The following is a 17,981-nucleotide window of genomic DNA, read 5'->3' as shown; positions in this document are numbered from 1 at the left end:
ATCAGTTTAGATGAAGCTTTTAAGCTCTTATCTCCAAAAATTAGATCAGGTAGAGGCCCGTTTTGAGGAACTCGAGCGGCGTCTAGGGGATCCGTCTATCTTCTCCCGCCCTGATGAGTACCAAAAGGTGGCCAAAGAAAGGGCCTCTCTGGCCGAGATTGTCGAGGCCTATCGAGAGTACAAAGAGGTCCAAAGACAGTTGGCCGACAATCATCAGCTTCTCGAAGACCCAGATGAGGAGATAAGGGCCTTGGCTAAGGCCGAAATCGAAGATCTTGAGTCTCGAGCCGAGGATTTGGAAAAACGCCTCATGATCCTCCTTCTTCCCAAAGATCCCAACGATGAACGGAATATCCTACTGGAAATCCGGGCCGGTACTGGAGGCGAAGAAGCAGCCCTTTTTGCGGCTGATCTTTTCAGGATGTACTCCCGTTATGCAGAACGTCAGGGCTGGAAGATAGAAATCCTTGATGCTCATCCTACAGGAATAGGAGGTTTTAAGGAAATCATCGCCTTGGTCAAAGGACTGGGGGCTTACAGTCGCCTTAAATATGAAAGCGGGGTCCATCGAGTCCAGAGGGTCCCGGAGACAGAAAGTCAAGGTCGTATCCACACCTCAGCGGTTACGGTGGCCGTCTTGCCAGAGGCCGAAGATGTGGAGGTAGAAATTGATCCCTCGGAGCTGCGTATAGACACCTACCGCTCCAGTGGTGCTGGCGGGCAACATGTTAATAAGACGGAGTCAGCTGTCAGGATAACTCATATCCCCACAGGTATTGTTGTTCAGTGCCAGAACGAACGCAGTCAGCATAAAAATAAGGCCCAGGCGATGAAGATCCTCAAGGCCCGGCTCCTAGAGCTCAGACGCCGGGAGCAAGAGGTCAAGATGAGAGACACCAGACGGAGCCAGGTAGGCACTGGTGATCGTAGCGAACGAATCCGTACCTATAACTTCCCTCAGGGCCGGGTCACAGACCACCGTATCGGGCTCACCCTTTACCGTCTAGAGGATATTCTCGACGGAGACCTTGATGAAATCATTGAGGCCCTGATCACCCACTTCCAAACCGAGGCCTTAAAGGCCCAGGCCGAGGAGATGGCCGCCTAAGTGCCCCGTATTGAAGATCTTCTCCGTCAGATCAGGGATCGCCTCCAAAGGGAAGGGATTGAAGAACCTCAGGCTGAAGCCGATTTTCTCTTGGCCCATTTCTTAGGCCTCTCAAGGGCTGAGCTTTACTTCCGAATCCGAGACTCTATTCCCCCAAAACTCCTTCCCGCTATCGAAGAGGCCCTCAGAAGGCGTCTTCGTCGAGAACCCCTAGCCTATATCCTTGAGGAGGTTGAGTTCTATGGTCGCCGCTTTCAGGTAGGCCCTGGGGCCCTTATCCCTCGTCCGGAGACAGAAATCCTAGTAGAAACGATCTTAAAAAGAATTTCGTCTTCAGAGGAGACTTTTTTTCTTGATCTTGGCACCGGCTCTGGGGTAATAGCCATAACGCTAGCTATTGAGACAGGAGGACGGGTATTGGCCATAGACAAAAGCCTTGAGGCCCTTAAGTATGCCCAGAAAAATGTCGCCCGATATGGTCTGGAAGAAAGGGTCTTTCTTGTAGCCGGCAACTGGTGCCGACCCTTAAAAACCAAAGTATTCTTTGATGTTATCGTCAGCAACCCTCCTTATGTAAGCCATTTAGAGTGGTCCGGGCTTGCTCCAGAAATAAGACATTTTGAACCCCAGGAGGCTTTGTTGGCCGAGGAAGATGGTCTGTCGGGAATAAAGGCCGTGGTTGCCTGTGCCCAGGGGCATCTTAAGCCCAGAGGGCTTTTGGCCTGTGAGATTGGAAGCCGGCAGGCAGAGGCGAGCCTTTTTTGGGCTAAGAGGGCCGGCCTCCTTAGGGTTGAAATTATAAAGGATTTCTCTCAAAATCCTCGCCTTCTCATAGGCTATCGATGAACGGAGTTTGCAGTAATGGAAGAGGTTATTGTCATTCGGGGTGGAGAAAGGCTTGATGGTCAAGTAAGGATCAGTGGGGCTAAGAATGCGGCCCTGCCGGTCTTGGCGGCCACTATCTTGGCCGAAGGCAGCTTTATCCTGGACAACGTTCCCCGTCTTGAAGACATCCGCACCATGGGCGAGCTTCTCTCCACTCTGGGGGCCCGAATTATCTTCCAGAAAAGAAGTCTCTATATAGATACCTGTAACCTTTCCTCTCAAGAGGCCCCCTATCATCTGGTCAAACGGATGAGGGCCTCGGTCCTCGTCTTGGGACCTCTTATGGCCCGGTTTCGTCAGGCCAAGGTGGCCATGCCCGGGGGATGTTCGATCGGAGCCCGGCCGATCAACTTCCATCTCGAAGGACTTCAGCAAATGGGAGCTGAGCTCAGGGTGGTAGGCGGTTTTGTTGAGGCCCGAGCTCCTAAAGGTTTGCATGGGGCTGAAATTAGTCTCGACTTTCCCTCGGTAACTGGAACCGAAAACCTCATGATGGCAGCCACCTTGGCCCGAGGCCGAACCATTATCCACCGGGCCGCCCGGGAACCAGAGGTAGTTGCCTTGGGAGAATTCCTTATCTCCATGGGGGCCAAGATAGAGGGATTGGGCACAGAGACCATCATTATCGATGGGGTTGAGGCCTTGTGCCCGATACGCTACCGGATTATCCCAGACCGAATAGAAACCGGAACTTTTCTTATGGCCGTGGCTGTTACCGGAGGCCGTTTGGAGATCCGAGGAGCCAGGGGCGAACACCTAGAAACCGTCCTTCAGACCATGGCTAGGGCTGGTCTTGATCTTTATCTGGAAGAAGAAACCATTTTTGCCGAAAAAAATAGGCCCCTAAAGGCTGTTGACATCACGACCGCCCCTTATCCTGGATTCCCTACAGACCTTCAGGCCCAGTTTATGGTCTGCATGACCATGGCCCAAGGGATCTCTGTCATCCGAGAGACCATCTTCGAAAACCGTTTCCAGCACGCTGTAGAACTTATGCGCATGGGGGCCGATATAAAGCTTGTTGAACGGCAAAAGGCCATTGTTCGGGGAGGCAAAGAACTCTCTGGGGCCCATGTCCGGGCCACGGATCTGAGGGCTGGGGCCTCTTTGATCTTGGCCGGACTGGCTGCCCGGGGAGAGACCATTATTCACGACATCCATCACCTCGATCGGGGCTATGAAGATATCGTGGCCAAACTGGCCCATATCGGAGCAGATATCAAACGCGTTGAGGCTCAAAAGCTTGACCTGGCTGTCTCTAAGTAAAAAGATCCTATTTGGGAGTATATTGGTCCTTCTCGGGATTACAGCCCCGGCCCTGGGCAATTGGTATCACATCTTTGTCCCTGATAAGGACCGGGGCTATGCCAAACCCGGCTGGCCGACAACCTGGACTTATTTCTGGGGTAAGCCCTACCAAGGAATAGTTGCGGATACCAAGCCTCCTCAGTTTGTCATCATGACCCCGGACGGACAGAAGCAGCCAGTGGCCGTCACGGCCATTGATCTTCTGGACGAGGCCTCGGGCAAAAAAAAGCGGGCCTTCCGAATCCGCTATACCCCTAGGATCCCTGGTGACCATTATCTCTGCCTTATCAGCCGTCCTTATCTGGTCATCGAAAAGGGCCTCGTTTACCAAGACTATGTCAAGGAGTGTCTCCATGTCTTCAGGGAAGATGGTTGGCAGAGGCCATCAGGGCTTGAAGTGGAGATCATCCCCTATACCAGGCCCTATGGACAGGAAGCCCCGGCCATCTTTAGAGGACAGGTCTTAAAAGAGGGCAAACCCCTGGCCGGAGTAAAGATCCAGTGGGAGTACTATCATGGATATTATCTGCCCCCCGAGGCCCTTCCCAAAGACCCCTTCGGCTATGAGGACTCTCCCCGGATGAGCCCAAGCACTAGGGCCGATGAAAACGGCATTTTTACTATTAGCCTCGGACGGGCCGGCTGGTGGATCATTTCGGCCGCCATGCCTGCGGGAAAGATTGACTTCGGTCAACAGAAATTCCCCCTGATCAAACGGGCCGGAATCTGGATCTACATAGCCCCTCCCTACAGCCCCCCTGCCAAGAAGCCCTAGAAAAGGTAAAATCTATCCATGCTGACCTTAAAAGAGCGCCTTGAGCGCCTAAGAATTATAGCCCCTGGTCTAAAGGATATCTCGGTTCGCCAGTGGTATGACTGGCGCTGGCAGATGAAAAATCAGCTCAAGGGGCTTGATCTCCTGGCTACTGCCTTCAAAAGAAATTTAACTTATAAAACGATTCAGAAATATCCCTTCCGGGCCACCCCTTACTATCTTTCCCTTATCAGGAAAATCGAGGGACCGGATCCTATAAAGATCCAGGCTATTCCTGATCCGAGAGAATTAGAAACCTCTCCAGGAGAAAGCGAAGATCCCTTGGCAGAAACCTCCCTTTCCCCTGTCCCAGGGCTGGTCCATCGCTACCCAGACAGGGCTCTTATCCTGACTAACAATCGTTGTGCCACGCTCTGTCGTCACTGTAATCGCAAAAGGCTCTGGCAAAGACCGTTAGAACTTAAAAAAGACCAGATTAAGGCCATTATAGATTACATAAGGTCTCGCCCCCAGATAAAAGAGGCCATTTTATCTGGGGGAGATCCTCTACTTCTTAACCCCAAGAAGCTTAACTATCTCCTGGAAAGACTGCGGCAGATCAATCATCTTGAGATAATCAGGATTGGAACCCGTCTTCCTGTCACTCTACCCATGAGGATTGAGGAAGATATACTCCACATCCTAGAACGCCATCGTCCCCTTTGGCTCCTTACCCATTTCAACCATCCCCAAGAAATCACCCCGGAGGCCGCTGAGGCCTGCGAAAAACTCCTTAAAGCCGGCATCCCTGTCCTCAACCAGAGCGTCCTTCTAAAGGGGGTCAACGACTCCGTAGCCACGATCAGAGACCTGCTTCGGGGCCTCTGCCGGATCGGAGTCAAACCCTATTATCTCTTCCAGTGTGATCCAGTAGCCGGTGTGGGACACTTGAGGACCAAGGTTTCTAAGGGGCTAGAGATCTTGGAAGCCCTGCGAGGCAGGCTTGGCGGAATTGCCATACCCAGGTTTATGGTCGACCTGCCAGGGGGCAAAGGAAAGGTTCCCCTTGAGCCAGACTATCTCCTTGAAACAAAGGCCAATAAACTTATCTTCCGAAACTACCAAGGGGAGATTGTTGTCTATACTGAGCCTCTATAAAATTGACCTGGGAGCCCCAAAAACCAACGATCCTTAAAAGTATAGTCTAGGGCAGGCTAAAAGACCTCACAGGACAGTTTCAACTCTGAATTTACATTTTTTTATAGATGAATCTAACCTTAATTGAAAAATAAGAAAGGGGCCTTAGAGCCCCCTTCTTATTAAGAAAAGAAGCACTGATCGCTACCACCAGGAAATAGTCTTATCTGCCTCCCAGATTAGCTCGATCAGCTTGTCATAATCAGGCTCACCTTCATAAAGTTTAAATTCCAGAGCTTCGTTACCTTCGTTTATAAGGGCGACCAGCTTTTTGGTCTCCTCAGTGGGTTCGTTCTTATAGATATGTAAGATCTTCATAACTCGTACCCCCTTTCTGACTTGGCCCACTAGTCAGCACAGGCCGGCGGCGGAGCATGGAGGGATCGCGGAAGTCCGTAAGGGATAATCAGATCGGCCTCTTTTAGCTTCTGGGCCAATTCTTCCAGAGTAATCGGGGTCAGGCCAACCTCATCAACATTGTATTTCTTGGCTTCTTCATCCATAGTATCCACTACGGCGAAGACATCCCCCTCCATGTCCCGTATCCATTCAATATTTTCTTTAACGTAATCAGAGACCTTAGGCATCTTGTTATATAAGATACAGGCATGAGAATAATGATTCTCAATAGCCTGTCCCAAGGTAGAACGAATAGCGTCCGTAATGTAAACCCGATTTGGGATCAGGAAATAAAGTTTCTTAGACATGGATTCCCCCCTTTAAAGGACAATATACTTGCCACATTCTTCAATGATGCTGCCATGAAAGGCCTGAGTCCGCATCTGTTTAGCCGTCATGCCAGCGGGGATATCGGTATCGACATCATAGCCCTCACAGACATAGCTGTCAGCACAGATAGCTAAATCATCCTCAGGAATCATCTTAACTAGCTCTTTAAATGCAGCATGTTTGGTCAGATGAATAGACTTAAAGGTCAAAAAGACTTTCACACTTTTACCCGCCTTCTGGGCAGCCTTTACTATGCCCATCAGATGGTCCATATATTGGGGCGTGGTAACAAATATGCCCAGTTTGTTCTCATCTGCCATAACCGGCCTCCTTAATAAGGTTTTTAAAGGATTAAGGATTTATTTTTTCTTGATGTAGAAACGGAAGAAACCGGCGTCTTCTTTCTCCCCCAGATACTCATGCCCAGCTCGAGCACACCAACCGGGGATATCATTCCTGGAGCCAGGATCCGTCCCCAAGACCTCAAGGATCTGACCTGAACCCAGCTTCTCTACGGCCTTTTTGGTCCGCAGAAGGGGCATCGGACAAGAAAGACCCTTGCAGTCGATAGTCACATCGGGCTTGATTCCTTCCGGGGCTTGTTTGAATTCACTCATAGTTCTAACCCTCCTTAATAGTATTTAAAAGTTGGCTAAATCTCAAAGACCATCTTGTTGGTCTCTTCGTTCCAGTCGATGATGATGTACCAGATTATCATAATCGCGGCGATGAAGAAAAGGGTTCCACCATAGCCCAGATAATCCGGAAGATAAACGGCTTTCCCCAGATAACCTTCCTCAATGATATCGTATTCTGCAAAATAGTGGCGGACGATAGAGTTGGTCAGGCCGAAAGTGATGGCCACCACCCAGAGCTTGATTTGGCCTTCGCCAACCCGCCAGAGACTTCCAGAACCACATCCTCCAGCAACCACCATGGCCGCCCCGAAGATGAATCCTCCTAGAAGGGCCCCCAGACCAAAGGTCGGTGTAACATAGAGCTCCTCAGCCCGAAGTCCCTGATATTTGAGGATAGCCACACCAATGGCCCCCAGAATAATAGAAAGCATCACCGCTTTGCCCATCTTGGCATCTCCGGTCATAAAGGGCTCCCGCAGACCATTAACCATACAGAGACGGCTCCGGTGCATAGTGAACCCCAAGGCTGCCCCAATGAGAAGGTAGCCAGCCATAAGCTCGGCATCATCCATGTCTGAGCCCATGTAGAGGTAAGCAGCCACAAATAAGGCCACAATACAAAGGACCCCAATGTACGGCTCAGCACTGCGCGGAGGACCAATCTCCCGACCACCAGTAGGAAAGAAGTTATTCATCTCCCAGATGAGATACTTGAGCCCCAGCATGGTACCAAAGATAAGACCGATAAACATCAGCAGACCGTTGGCCGCTAGGTTATGGATGGCCACATAAAAGCCACCAATATTACACCCCATAGCCAAGGAGGCCCCTATTCCCATAAGGATACCAGCAACAAAGCCTTTGATGAGCTCAAGGGTCGGAGGAAAACGAAAGGCAAAATTCTTAGACATCAAGGCAGAGATAAAGGCCCCAGAGACAAAGCCAATATTCATGACCGAGGAGGAAAACCAAAGAACATGAGGAGGTTCATCTTCATAGAAACCTATAAGATAAAAAAACCAATCAGCCCAATTTCGAAGCCCCCCAACGATACCCCAAGGGCGATACCAAGCCTCCATCAGAACAGCAAAGAAGGCGATCAATATGGCCCCCATCAATGGGCTCCAGTCCTTAACGAAGAAGGAATTGTAAAGCTCTTTTATCCTCTGGCTGAGAATGCTATCTTCGGCCATAAAACCCTCCAAATTAGAGATTTTGTCAAATTAGAAATTTTTTCTGCCAACAATAGGTGATCTTACCGATTATTTAAACTTAAACCATAAAAATGATAAAAAGACACGATTCTTGAGTTCTATCGTCTAACAAAAGGGGGGGAGACTGTCAAGCTCTAAATGAATAGCTATTCAACGTCTATTGAAGGGCTATTCAGCCTTTCCTCCAATCTTCAAACTGGAAGCTATAAAAGAGTCTCGCCATTGCCTTGATGCCTTTTATTAGTTCTTAATCATTGCTATTTATTTGGACAGTGGAATTTTTCAAACTAAACGCATTGCATCTATCTTAGTTGTCGATTTTATAATGGAGGCAGGAGAAGTAAAATGTCAAATTACTACATTTATCCGATACTTACCGCCATAAATGAGACAGATCAGGGTTTTCTTACCTATCTTCGTGGTTACGGACGTCGGACCTGGGCCCCTATCTTTGCCTTTCTAGTCACCAACGGTCGGGAGCACATCTTGATCGATACTGGGGTCGAGGAGTTTTTTGCCCCAGAAGAGGTCCTTGAAGAGCTCAAGGTGAGTCCCCAACCCATAGAGTCAGGCCTCAGAGAGCTAGGAATCCGGAAGGAAGATATAAAAATAGTCATCCACACCCATCTTCATCACGAACACTGTGAAAACGATGTCCTTTTCCCCCAGGCCAGGTTCTATATTCAGAAGGAGGAGTGGGATTTCTGTCAGGATCCCCATCCCCTTGACCATCGATACCTACCAGAACTCCTTGAAGGACTTGACCTTGTCTTACTTGAGGGCGATCAAGAAATAGTCCCCGGTATCCGGGTAATAAAGACCCCAGGGCATACCCCTGGAGGCCAATCCATTATAATAGATACCTCAAAGGGCCAAGCCGTTATCACGGGGTTCTGTGTAAGCCATGCCAACTTTCCCGCCTTTGGTCCGGTCATTCCCCCGGGAATCCACCTTGACGTCATAGCTGCCTACGAAAGTTGCCAGAGGGTGAAAGAATTGGCAGACATTCTTCTCCCCATCCGGGAGATTAGCCTGGCCCACAAACGCCTTCCTTAAATCCACTTGGGGCTTGATTTTAAAAAAACTAGGGGTTACCCATGCCTAAACAACTAAATCCAGGGAGGGGCAGATGGCCCTTGTAAGAAAGCTTTGGCCAATATTGATCCTTTTTCTCTTCATGGAAGGTCTAGGAGGAGCAGTGGAGATAGGACCAGGTCTTCAAAAAACAGTCCTTGAAAACGGGCTTACAGTCATCGTTAAAGAAAGTCATCGGGCCCCAGTGGTAGCCATCCAGGTCTGGGTGAAGGCCGGAAGCCTTTATGAAAGGGACCAAGAGGCGGGGGTAAGCCATTTTATAGAGCATCTTATTTTTCGGGGCGGCGAAGAACGACCCAGCGGGGCTTTGGCCGAGGAGATAGAGTCTGCCGGGGGATCCATCAACGCTTACACCTCTTATGATTATACAGTCTATCATCTAACTGTCCCCCAACAGGCCTTCAAAGAGGCTCTAGGGGCCTTGGCCGAAGCCCTTTTCCATCCCGTCTTTGACAAACAGGACATTGACCGTGAAAGGGAGGTCATCCTAGAAGAGATGCGTATGCGTCAGGATCAGCCGGAAATCAAGCTTTCCCGGGTCCTGATGCAATTGGCCTATCCGAATCATCCTTACGGCCGCCCGATAATTGGCTACGAATCCACTCTTAAGGCCCTGGGGCGCCAGGAAATTATCTCCTATTATGAAAGAAGGTATCGGCCGGTCCACATGACCCTGGTTATTGTAGGGGACGTATCGGCCGAAGAGGCCCTTTCCCAGGCCATGGCCTATTTTGGGAAGGCCCCTTACAAGAAACCTATCGCCTTTAGTGTCCCCCAAAGGGAGGCCCCTCCCCAGGGGCTCAAAATCCTCAACGAAGACATCCAAGAGGGCTATCTTCAGTTGGCCTTTCCGGGGCCTTCTTTGACCACCCTTCAGAAGGCTGCGGTAGCCGATGTCTTGGCCGTCATCTTGGGTTCAGGAAGGAGCTCCCGCCTCTATCAGAAGATTAGAGAAAAACAGGGATTGGTCTCGGGAATCGGAGCTTATTCCTTTACTCCTTTAGGGCCGGGGCTTTTCCGGATAAGTGCCCGTCTTGAGCCAGATAACCTCGAGGCAGCCTTAAAGGCTATCCTGACTGAGGTCTATCGACTCAAATACAGTCCTCCCCTCCCAGAGGAGTTGGCCCGGGCCAAGACCAAGGTGGAAAGTGACTTTATCTATATCAAGGAACTTATGGAGGGTGAGGCCAGACGCCTGGGAGTCTTCCAAACCATCCTTGGTGATCCCCAGGCCGAGGCTACTTATCTTAAGGCAGTCCGTTCGGTAACTGCAGAGATGATCCAAGAGCTGGCGGGACAATGCTTCCGTTCAAAGAATTTGGCGGCAGCAGTAGCCCTACCCCAAGACGCCACTTTTCTTAATTTTGAAAGGTTTTCTTCGATTAGTGAGGAGGCCGAGTTAGCCGCCCAAGGGATCAGTCCCTCAGAGAGGGGTTTCGTAGCCCCAACTTATAGGCGAATCCTTTCAAACGGACTGACTGTTTTGGTAAGGGAGGTGCCGGATGTCCCCACTTTTGCCGTTCGGGTTGTCTTCCCTGGAGGACTGCGCTTTGAAACCGAAGAGACCAACGGGATCTTCAGGCTCCTTTCGGCCTCCTGGATCAAGGGAACAAGCAAACATTCTTCAAGGCAATTGGCTGAAATTATCGAATCCATGGGTGGAAGCCTCAGTGGATTCTCTGGGAGGAACACCGTTGGGCTTGAGGGGGAATTTCTTTCCCGAAACATCAAAGAGGCTCTGAATATCTTTACCGAAATTCTTACCCAGGCCACCTTCCCAGAGGAAGAGGTAGAAAGGGCCAAAGGGCCGGTAATCGCCGCCATTCGAGCCTCAGAAGACAACCCCTCGGAACTGGCCATGAAAGAGTTTAATCGTCTTCTTTTTGAGGGGCATCCATATGGGCTCTCTCCTCTGGGGCGCCAGGAGGTTGTGGCCAAACTGACCGGAGAGACCTTGCGTCAGACCTATCGCCGTTTCATCAGACCTTCAAGGGGAGTTTTAGCCATCGTGGGTGATGTCGAGGCCCGGGAGGTCTTTGAGATTCTGGAATCACTCCTCGGTGGCTGGCAACAGGGTCAAGAGGAGGCCCCCGAACCTCCCGGCCCTCCTCTACCCCTTTCTGCCCCTAAATTCTCCACCCTTCACAAGGAAATCGGCCAAGCCCATCTGCTCCTAGGGTTCCGCACCCCAGGCCTTGAGAGTCCTGATCGTTTTGCCCTGGACATCCTGGCGGCAACACTTTCAGGGCAAAGTGGCCGGCTTTTTCGCAACTTAAGAGACAAGGAGGCCCTAGCCTATTCGGTGACGGCCTTTTATCGACCCCTTCTGGGGACAGGAAGCTTTGCCTTCTATATTGCTTCCGCCCCTGAGAAGAAAGACCGGGCCCTTAAAGGACTCTGGCAGGCCATTTACAAGCTCAATACCGAAGGTCTTAGCAAAGAAGAAGTCGAGAGGGCCCAAAAAAGACTTATTGGCCGGTACGAGATCGGTCTCCAGACCAATGGAGCCCAAGCCCTAGATATGGCCCTAAATGAGCTCTATGGCCTGGGCTACAACTTTGCTCTCAAATACATCCGCAGGATCCAGGAAGTCAGCCTAGAGCAGGTTATGGAGACAGCCAGGAAATACCTTGGTGGCGATCTTTATGTCTTAGTCTCTGTCGAGCCGCTTTCTTCAGAGGAGTAGTTCGCAGCGGCTTCTAGATCGATGATTCGGGTATCTCCAACATAGGTCTTGACGGCGTAGCGGCTCACCGAGGCAATCTTATGCCCAAGGGTCATCATGCGCTCCAGTTCTTCCTCCAACTGGTTAAGTAGATCCCGACAATCCTGGTTCTGAAGACAACGTTTTTTAAGTCGCCAAGCAATGCCAGCCAGGACCTGAAGGGGTTGATTTATTTCATGGGCAGCAGCTCCGGCCATCTCTAAAACCCCCTGGAGCCTTTCTCGAAGTAGTCTTTCGGCCTCGGCTGCCTCCCGATCGGTAACGTCGGTAAAAATAGCAATGGCCTCAGAGTCTTCCAAGCCTGCTTTAGGGCGGAAGAAATGCCATTCTGCTGGGAAAATTCGCCCAACTCCGGAGACAAAGCGGGAGACGATCTCGGCCATCTCTCCCTTTTTAAGGGCGTAAAGTCCCCTGGCCGTAGCCTCTTTGTCTTCGTGGTAAACAAAATCAAGAAGGCTCCTCCCCAAAAGCTCCCCCCTTGAGGCCGCCAGCAATTCACAGGCTCCCCGGTTAACATCAACAAACTCCCCGTGCGGAAGCCTAATTCGAACAATGCCTAACCTGGGAGAGGCTTCCACCAAGACCCTCAGACGTTCAGAGATCTCACGGAGACGTCTTTCATAAACCAGGGATCGTTTCCTTTCGACCCTGAATATGTAAAACAAAACCCCCAGGGCAACAGCCCCTGTAAGGCCCAAGGACAGGGAGATCAGAGCCTGTTTTTTAAGACCTTCGGCCAAGGTCACCATGAGAGGCATTAGCTCATCGCCAGAGACGTCTTTAAGGGATGTAGCCACAGAGAAGAGTCGGCTCACCAAGAGAAGTTCTCCTAGTAGCAAGCCCCCGAAAAGTAAGGCTAAGACTACAATGTAAGGTGGCATCTAGGGGACCCTTTTGGCCTCCATCTGGAAATAGACGTGAAGGGCCTCGGTAATGGAAAAAAACAGGGCCAACAGCAGGGCAAACTTGATGATTGCCTTGCGAGAGATCGGTTTTTTGATAGCTCTTTCGGTAATCTTACAGATCACAAAACTCATGGCCCCCCCGTAGAAAAAAAAGGCCACAATATAGTGCACTGATTCCCTTATCGTCCGAAAAAGGTCTCCGGGATAATAACGGACGCCAAAAAGAATACAGAGGGCCACCATTATCAAAAGTTGGCGCTTTTCGGCCTGATTAAACTCGGCCAGCCACCTCAACCGAGGCCTCCTTATGCTCTTCAATGGGAATGGGAAGCTTGATTAGACAACGGGTACCCTGGCCAAGGCGGCTTCTTATCTCCAGGATTCCTCCGTGATCCTCAACGATCCGTTTAGAAATAGGCAATCCCAAACCAGTTCCTCTGGCCTTGGTGGTAAAGAAAGGGTCAAAGACCTTGTCTAACTCCTCGGAGGGAATCCCTTTGCCGGTATCTTCGATAACAATTACCACCCAAGGACTATCCCGATAGGTCCTGATAGTAAGTTTGCCCCCCTCAGGCATGGCCTCAATGGCATTTTCTATCAGGTTTATGAGGACCTGCTTTATGCGGTCAAAATCATAAGGGATACAGGGGAGATTGGAATCAAGGTCCAGAACCAATTCGATCTTGGATGAGGTTAGCTCAGACTGCATAAGAAGAATACTTTCCTCTACGACCATATTGATATCTTCCTGACGTTTGTGAAGCTTGGTCGCTTTGGTAAAATCCCGGATGTCTTCAAGCATGGCCAAAAGACGCTCGATTTCTTGAAGAATAATCCGGAGTTTCAAGGCATTGGGATTGTCTGAGGGGATAGACTTTAGAACCCTTCTGGCCAGACCGCCAATGGCTACCAGGGGATTTTTGATCTCGTGAACCACGTGAGCCACCCCCCGACCGATATTGGCTAGCCTCTCTGTCTCCAGAAGGCGTTCTTCCATGTAGCGAATCTCCCGCCAATCCTTAATAAAACAGACTACCCCCATTTCTCCCCGCTCATCAGTAAGGATAGCGGCATTCAACCAGACCGGCACCTCTTCTCCTTCACGGGTAACCACCAAGGTCTCAAGGTTCTTAAGCCGGGTCTGCCCAGTTTTGAGGCGATTAGAAATTCCCTCCCACATCCCCTCAGGGAAAAGATCCCAGACACAGAGCTCACCGATTACTTGATCTGGACGATAGCCGAAGAGGGAAGAAGCGGCCTCATTGAAGATAATAATATTACCCCGGGCATCAGCGGCCACGATAGCCTCCAGAGAATTTTCGATAAGGCTCTCCCTCAGAGCCCGGGCCCTCTCCAGGGCCTCACGGCCTTCACGGAGTTGAAGAATCATAAAATTAAAGACATCGCCTAGCTGAACCAACTCGTTGTGGCCGGCATGAGCTCTATAGACCGGACAGCGACGACAATATTCGATCTTTTGGGGAAAACTGCCTTCGGGACACTGGAAACAACCAGTTTTATCTATCAGCCAGCAAGGGACATCTTCTTGCCCGTATGCAGGACAGTCCCTCTTGGGACAAGAGACCATTTCCCAACAGCGGACCCTCTCGCCCAGATCAGAAAAGACATTTAAATTCTCCCTAGCAACCTCTTCAGCCAGAGACATAAGATAGGTAATCGGACGGCTGATAGAACGAACAAAAACATGTACCGCCCCAACCAATATAAGCAGGACCAGAGAAACTACCGCAATGAAGATCAGCCCTAGACGCCAGATGGTGGCATCGATGTGGCCCTTTTTGAGAAAAAGCTTAAGGGTTCCTAGTCGATGTCCATCCTTGGTCAGAGGTACCTCGACCTGGTAGGTTTGCTTGAGATCCGCTCTTTGGGAGACAAAAATGGTCACCTCTCCCATTTCATCCAGAAGGGCAAGGGCGGCCAGATGGCGTTGAAAGATCTCGAGTTCTGCGACCAAAAGCTCCTTAAGGGCCTCTTTGTCTCCTGCGGAGATGTGCTCGCCGATGACCGTCCCGATGGCCCGCCCTAAATCTTGACCCCTCTCAAGATAGGAGGACACCAAGGGAGAGATAACCACCAAACGCACCAATAGGGCAAAGGACAAAGCCGTGGTCAGGACAAGGGAAAATACCAGAAGAAAAAAACGTCTCTTAAGGGACCACCGGCTCCAGTTCACCACTCAGACCTCGAAAGGCTTCGCCTTTTTATCTCTTCTAACCTCTGATTATAGAAATTAATCACATCTCGCCGACTGATCATGCCGATAAAGGTCCGCGGATCCTCCTCAGAGACCACTGGCAGCTGGTCGATATTGCGGATGGTGAACTTTCGAAGCACGGTGTTGATATCTTCAAGAGGATTAGTAGTAATGACGTCACTTCTGGCGATATCTTTCATGATGATAAGATCCCAGAGATCATGATCCAATAGGAAACCACGGACATCGTTAATGGAAAAGATCCCGGTCAGTTTTCCTTCTCGATCAACCACAGGGAAGTAATGCTGTTCAGTACGGCCGAAGAAACGCACAAATTGCCTCAAGGTCATGTCCTCGGGGATGACGGCATAGGTTCTTTCCGGCCGGAATATGTCCCTTACCCGGATATCCTCTAGGATGTCGGAGAAAAAGTCACCTTTGTGGGCCGGGGAGGCCACCTGATTGGGAACCTGCTCTCGATAGAGATTCCAGGGACGACAAAGATAAAAGGTCAGGCTACAGACAAGAAGGCTGGGAACCAGCAAGTGATAAGATCCAGTGATCTCACTGACCACCACTACTGAAGTCACCGGTACATTTGAGCTTCCGGCGAAAAAGCCAGCCATACCCACAATGACAAAGGGGGCTGGATCAGGGACTATATCGGGCATGAACTGGTGAAAGAACCACCCCATGCCACCTCCAATAGAGCCGCCGATAACAATAGAGGGGCCAAAAACCCCCCCAGATCCTCCTGAACCTATAGAAAGGGCCGTGGCTAGAATCTTTCCCAGACCCACTGCAAAGAGCATCCCCATACTGACCTCGTTGTAAAGGGCCTTTTGGATAAAACCATAGCTAAAATTAAGAACATCAGGGATAAAAAGCCCCAAAATCCCGGCCCCTAGGCCGCCAATGGCTGGTTTAAGAAAAGCGGGCAGCTCAAGGCGTTTAAAAAAATCATGGAACCCATAGAAGACTTTAACAAAAACGCCCACCGCCCCAGAGAGGACAAAGGCCGTCAAGGCATAGGGGCCCAATTGAAGGGGACTTTCAAAACGATAATCATTAGCTGCGAAAACAGCTCCCCATCCGAAAACCATGCAATAAACAGAATAGGCTACTATGGAAGCAATGGCCGAGGGTATGAGAACATCAGCCTCAAATTCGGTATCCCGATAGAGAATCTCGGCCGCAAAAAGGGCTCCCGTCAGGGGAGCACGGAATATGGATCCGATGCCCGCCCCCATGCCAGCAGCCAAGAGGATTCGTCTTTCTCTAGGAGAAACTTTCAACCTCTGGGCCACAAAGGACCCCCATCCAGCCCCAATCTGGGTAATTGGCCCTTCTTCGCCTCCAGAACCACCCGTACCCAGGGTAAAGAAAGAGGCAATGGTCTTCACCAGAGGCACCCTGGCCCGCATGCGCCCTTCTTCGTGATGATAGGCCCTGATAGCGGCATCGGTCCCGTGCCCTTCGGCCTCTGGACAAAGACGACTGGTTATAAGACCAGCAGCCAGCCCTCCCAGGGCCGGAACCAAAACCAGCATGTAGGGATTAAATGGCCGGTTGGTAGGGGAAAAAAGCTCAGGGCTTCCTGCAGGATAGGGGGGAAGATAACCGGTTAAATAGTCCAGAAAATAATGGTGACCCAGGTGGATCAGGAGATGAAAAACGATAGATCCCAGCCCCGCCAAAATCCCCACTAAGCTGGAGAGAATAAACCAGCGCCCTGCTCCACGAAATCGAATTTTCTGCCGCTCCCAGCGCCGACTCGAGAATCTGGCCATAGACCAAACCACTTCCAAGGATCATTTTGTCAAGGCCATCGAAGAAAAAGGCCCCCTTTAATATCTAACCCGGGTCTCCCAGAAGAAGACCAACTTAGGCAGGTCTAAACTTGATTAAGCCGGGAAAAAATTCACTATCAAGTCCCGATTTCAAATCCGAGGGAGACTTTAACAAAGTCTAAAAAGGGTTTGCAAGAAGGCAGGGGCTTTGTTATTCGGAAGGACATGAAGATCATCGAACCATCATTCGAAGTCATCGAGGAATATTTTAAGAATCAGGACATTCTTTCCCAGATAGAGCGATGTGGCCGGGTTTGTTATAAAAGTGAAGACCGGATTACCAAGGAGTCGGCTATCCCCTTCATTGAGGGCATTATCCGGCGAGGTCATGAATCCGTCCTGGAGATGGCCGCCCTTGTCTACGAGGTCTCGGTGGATACCGAGTCCACCATGGCCCGCTTCTTTGAGCGCAATCCGCGTTTTTTTAATACCGACAAGCTTGACCGCCGTCGATATCTCCTCTCAGCTAACGTTCGGGCCTATAGAGACATGTTTCGAGAGGGGCAAGACCTTAAGGTCATGAAGGCTCTGATCCGTGACCTTCACCAGCGTTGGCCAATTCTTTTTGAGGATCTTCTTCCCAAACACGGCCTTGTGCCTCAAGAAGGAATCAAACTGCGCCTTCTCTCCCCCCAGGAAATTGACTCTCTGCCCATTGAATATCGAGTCAAGCATCGTTATCTCTTAGTCCGCTTTACCATCAATCGGGCCGTCAGCCACGAGCTTGTCCGCCACCGGGTGGCCTCTTACCTTCAGGAATCGCAACGTTATTGCCGCTATGGAGACGAAAAATTCGGAGGAGTAACCTTTATTAAGCCTGTTTTCTATCCTGAAGGAAGCCCCGAATATCAGATCTGGAAGGAGGCCTGTCAGCGGGCCGAAGAGGCCTATCTCCAGCTTTTGACCACTTCATCCCCACAGGCGGCCAGGACTGTCTTGCCTAACTCCTGTAAGACCGAAATCATTACCTTCGCCAACCTTCTAGAGTGGCTCCACATTCTCCGGCTTCGGACCTCTAAAGCCGCCGATCCATCCATGCGTCAGATAATGCTCTTACTTCTTGAGGACCTGAAGGATCGATTCCCTGAGATCTTTGGCTCTCTAGAGGCCGAGGCCTGATTTTAAGCCCGAGGAAGCCTTTCAAGCCCAAGGGAGCTTATCAACAGAAAGGCTGAAAGAAGAGGACATTTTGACCGACCCCAGTGGATACACTGACCATCTTTGCCAAACTCAAAGCGATCGCAGGCCTCACAGGAGAAAACCACCTCTTTGCGAACCTTAACAGCCACACTGCGGCCGGCCTCATCTATCTCTTTGATGGGGATCCTTGCCTTCATAGATTTCTTTTCGGAAATCTG

Annotated in this window: 18 protein-coding genes; 8 read left to right on the top strand and 10 right to left on the bottom strand. The window is 50.5% G+C overall.

From position 1 onward, the window contains the following. Nucleotides 1–10: 10 nt before the first annotated feature. From prfA to ACXJJX_RS06470, 5 genes are read left to right on the top strand one after another with little or no spacing between them, the layout of a single operon-like run. The gene (gene prfA / locus ACXJJX_RS06490) at nt 11–1,108 is read left to right on the top strand and encodes a peptide chain release factor 1 (protein WP_456433346.1); all 1,098 of its coding nucleotides are present in this window, start codon (nt 11–13) and stop codon (nt 1,106–1,108) included. Then, nucleotides 1,109–1,954 (top strand): peptide chain release factor N(5)-glutamine methyltransferase, encoded by an 846-nt coding sequence (gene prmC / locus ACXJJX_RS06485; protein WP_456433344.1) that lies wholly within the window; start codon nt 1,109–1,111, stop codon nt 1,952–1,954. It abuts the gene before it with no gap. 15 nt (nt 1,955–1,969) lie between these two features. Continuing rightward, a complete protein-coding gene (gene murA / locus ACXJJX_RS06480; protein WP_456433342.1) occupies nt 1,970–3,259 on the top strand; it encodes a UDP-N-acetylglucosamine 1-carboxyvinyltransferase in 1,290 nt (429 codons plus the stop codon). Between the two features lie 22 nt (nt 3,260–3,281). Further along, nucleotides 3,282–4,076: a DUF4198 domain-containing protein gene (locus ACXJJX_RS06475; RefSeq protein WP_456433340.1), complete on the top strand. Its 795-nt coding sequence runs from the start codon at nt 3,282–3,284 to the stop codon at nt 4,074–4,076. An 18-nt stretch (nt 4,077–4,094) separates the two neighbouring features. Next, nucleotides 4,095–5,213, top strand: a complete 1,119-nt coding sequence (locus tag ACXJJX_RS06470; RefSeq protein WP_456433338.1) for a KamA family radical SAM protein — start codon at nt 4,095–4,097, stop codon at nt 5,211–5,213. Nucleotides 5,214–5,396: 183 nt separating this feature from the next. On the opposite strand, the gene ACXJJX_RS06465 is transcribed toward ACXJJX_RS06470, so the two are convergent. From ACXJJX_RS06465 to ACXJJX_RS06445, 5 genes are all read right to left on the bottom strand, one after another. Beyond that, on the bottom strand, nt 5,397–5,570 hold the full coding sequence (locus ACXJJX_RS06465) for a hypothetical protein (RefSeq protein ID WP_456433336.1): 174 nt from the start codon (nt 5,568–5,570) through the stop codon (nt 5,397–5,399). Nucleotides 5,571–5,599: 29 nt separating this feature from the next. Next, entirely contained in the window at nt 5,600–5,959 is a 360-nt protein-coding gene (locus tag ACXJJX_RS06460) for a hypothetical protein (RefSeq protein ID WP_456433334.1), read from the bottom strand. Between the two features lie 12 nt (nt 5,960–5,971). Continuing rightward, on the bottom strand, nt 5,972–6,202 hold the full coding sequence (locus ACXJJX_RS06455; protein WP_456433332.1) for a peroxiredoxin: 231 nt from the start codon (nt 6,200–6,202) through the stop codon (nt 5,972–5,974). A gap of 138 nt (nt 6,203–6,340) precedes the next feature. Next, nucleotides 6,341–6,598, bottom strand: a complete 258-nt coding sequence (locus ACXJJX_RS06450; RefSeq protein ID WP_456433330.1) for a sulfurtransferase TusA family protein — start codon at nt 6,596–6,598, stop codon at nt 6,341–6,343. A gap of 35 nt (nt 6,599–6,633) precedes the next feature. Beyond that, nucleotides 6,634–7,812: a YeeE/YedE thiosulfate transporter family protein gene (locus tag ACXJJX_RS06445; protein WP_456433328.1), complete on the bottom strand. Its 1,179-nt coding sequence runs from the start codon at nt 7,810–7,812 to the stop codon at nt 6,634–6,636. Nucleotides 7,813–8,178: 366 nt separating this feature from the next. On the opposite strand from ACXJJX_RS06445, the gene ACXJJX_RS06440 reads away from it, so the two are divergent. Together ACXJJX_RS06440 and ACXJJX_RS06435 are read left to right on the top strand one after the other, a co-directional pair. Then, nucleotides 8,179–8,889 carry an N-acyl homoserine lactonase family protein gene (locus ACXJJX_RS06440; RefSeq protein ID WP_456433326.1) on the top strand — a complete coding sequence of 237 codons (711 nt, stop codon included), beginning with the start codon at nt 8,179–8,181 and terminating at the stop codon, nt 8,887–8,889. A gap of 73 nt (nt 8,890–8,962) precedes the next feature. Continuing rightward, the gene (locus tag ACXJJX_RS06435) at nt 8,963–11,614 is read left to right on the top strand and encodes a M16 family metallopeptidase (protein WP_456433324.1); all 2,652 of its coding nucleotides are present in this window, start codon (nt 8,963–8,965) and stop codon (nt 11,612–11,614) included. Here the strand turns inward: ACXJJX_RS06435 and ACXJJX_RS06430 are convergent. The 4 genes from ACXJJX_RS06430 to ACXJJX_RS06415 are packed head-to-tail and all read right to left on the bottom strand — an operon-like array spanning nt 11,572 to nt 16,563. After that, entirely contained in the window at nt 11,572–12,534 is a 963-nt protein-coding gene (locus ACXJJX_RS06430) for a PAS domain S-box protein (protein ID WP_456433322.1), read from the bottom strand. The two genes, ACXJJX_RS06435 and ACXJJX_RS06430, sit on opposite strands and share 43 nt — an antisense overlap. Continuing rightward, complete coding sequence (locus ACXJJX_RS06425) at nt 12,535–12,852, bottom strand: hypothetical protein (protein WP_456433320.1); 318 nt, start codon at nt 12,850–12,852, stop codon at nt 12,535–12,537. Beyond that, entirely contained in the window at nt 12,830–14,752 is a 1,923-nt protein-coding gene (locus ACXJJX_RS06420; RefSeq protein ID WP_456433318.1) for a two-component system sensor histidine kinase NtrB, read from the bottom strand. The genes ACXJJX_RS06425 and ACXJJX_RS06420 overlap by 23 nt, the downstream gene beginning before the upstream one ends. After that, a complete protein-coding gene (locus ACXJJX_RS06415) occupies nt 14,749–16,563 on the bottom strand; it encodes a chloride channel protein (protein ID WP_456433316.1) in 1,815 nt (604 codons plus the stop codon). Before ACXJJX_RS06415 ends, ACXJJX_RS06420 begins: the two co-directional genes overlap by 4 nt. Before the next feature lie 225 nt (nt 16,564–16,788). On the opposite strand from ACXJJX_RS06415, the gene ACXJJX_RS06410 reads away from it, so the two are divergent. Continuing rightward, nucleotides 16,789–17,742, top strand: a complete 954-nt coding sequence (locus ACXJJX_RS06410) for an FAD-dependent thymidylate synthase (protein WP_456433314.1) — start codon at nt 16,789–16,791, stop codon at nt 17,740–17,742. 2 nt (nt 17,743–17,744) lie between these two features. Here ACXJJX_RS06410 and ACXJJX_RS06405 read toward each other — a convergent pair whose 3' ends face one another. Next, a complete protein-coding gene (locus ACXJJX_RS06405; protein WP_456433312.1) occupies nt 17,745–17,960 on the bottom strand; it encodes a hypothetical protein in 216 nt (71 codons plus the stop codon). Nucleotides 17,961–17,981: the final 21 nt, after the last annotated feature.

This window comes from Thermosulfuriphilus sp. (genome assembly GCF_054026695.1).
This window is presented reverse-complemented; position numbering and strand designations above follow the sequence as displayed.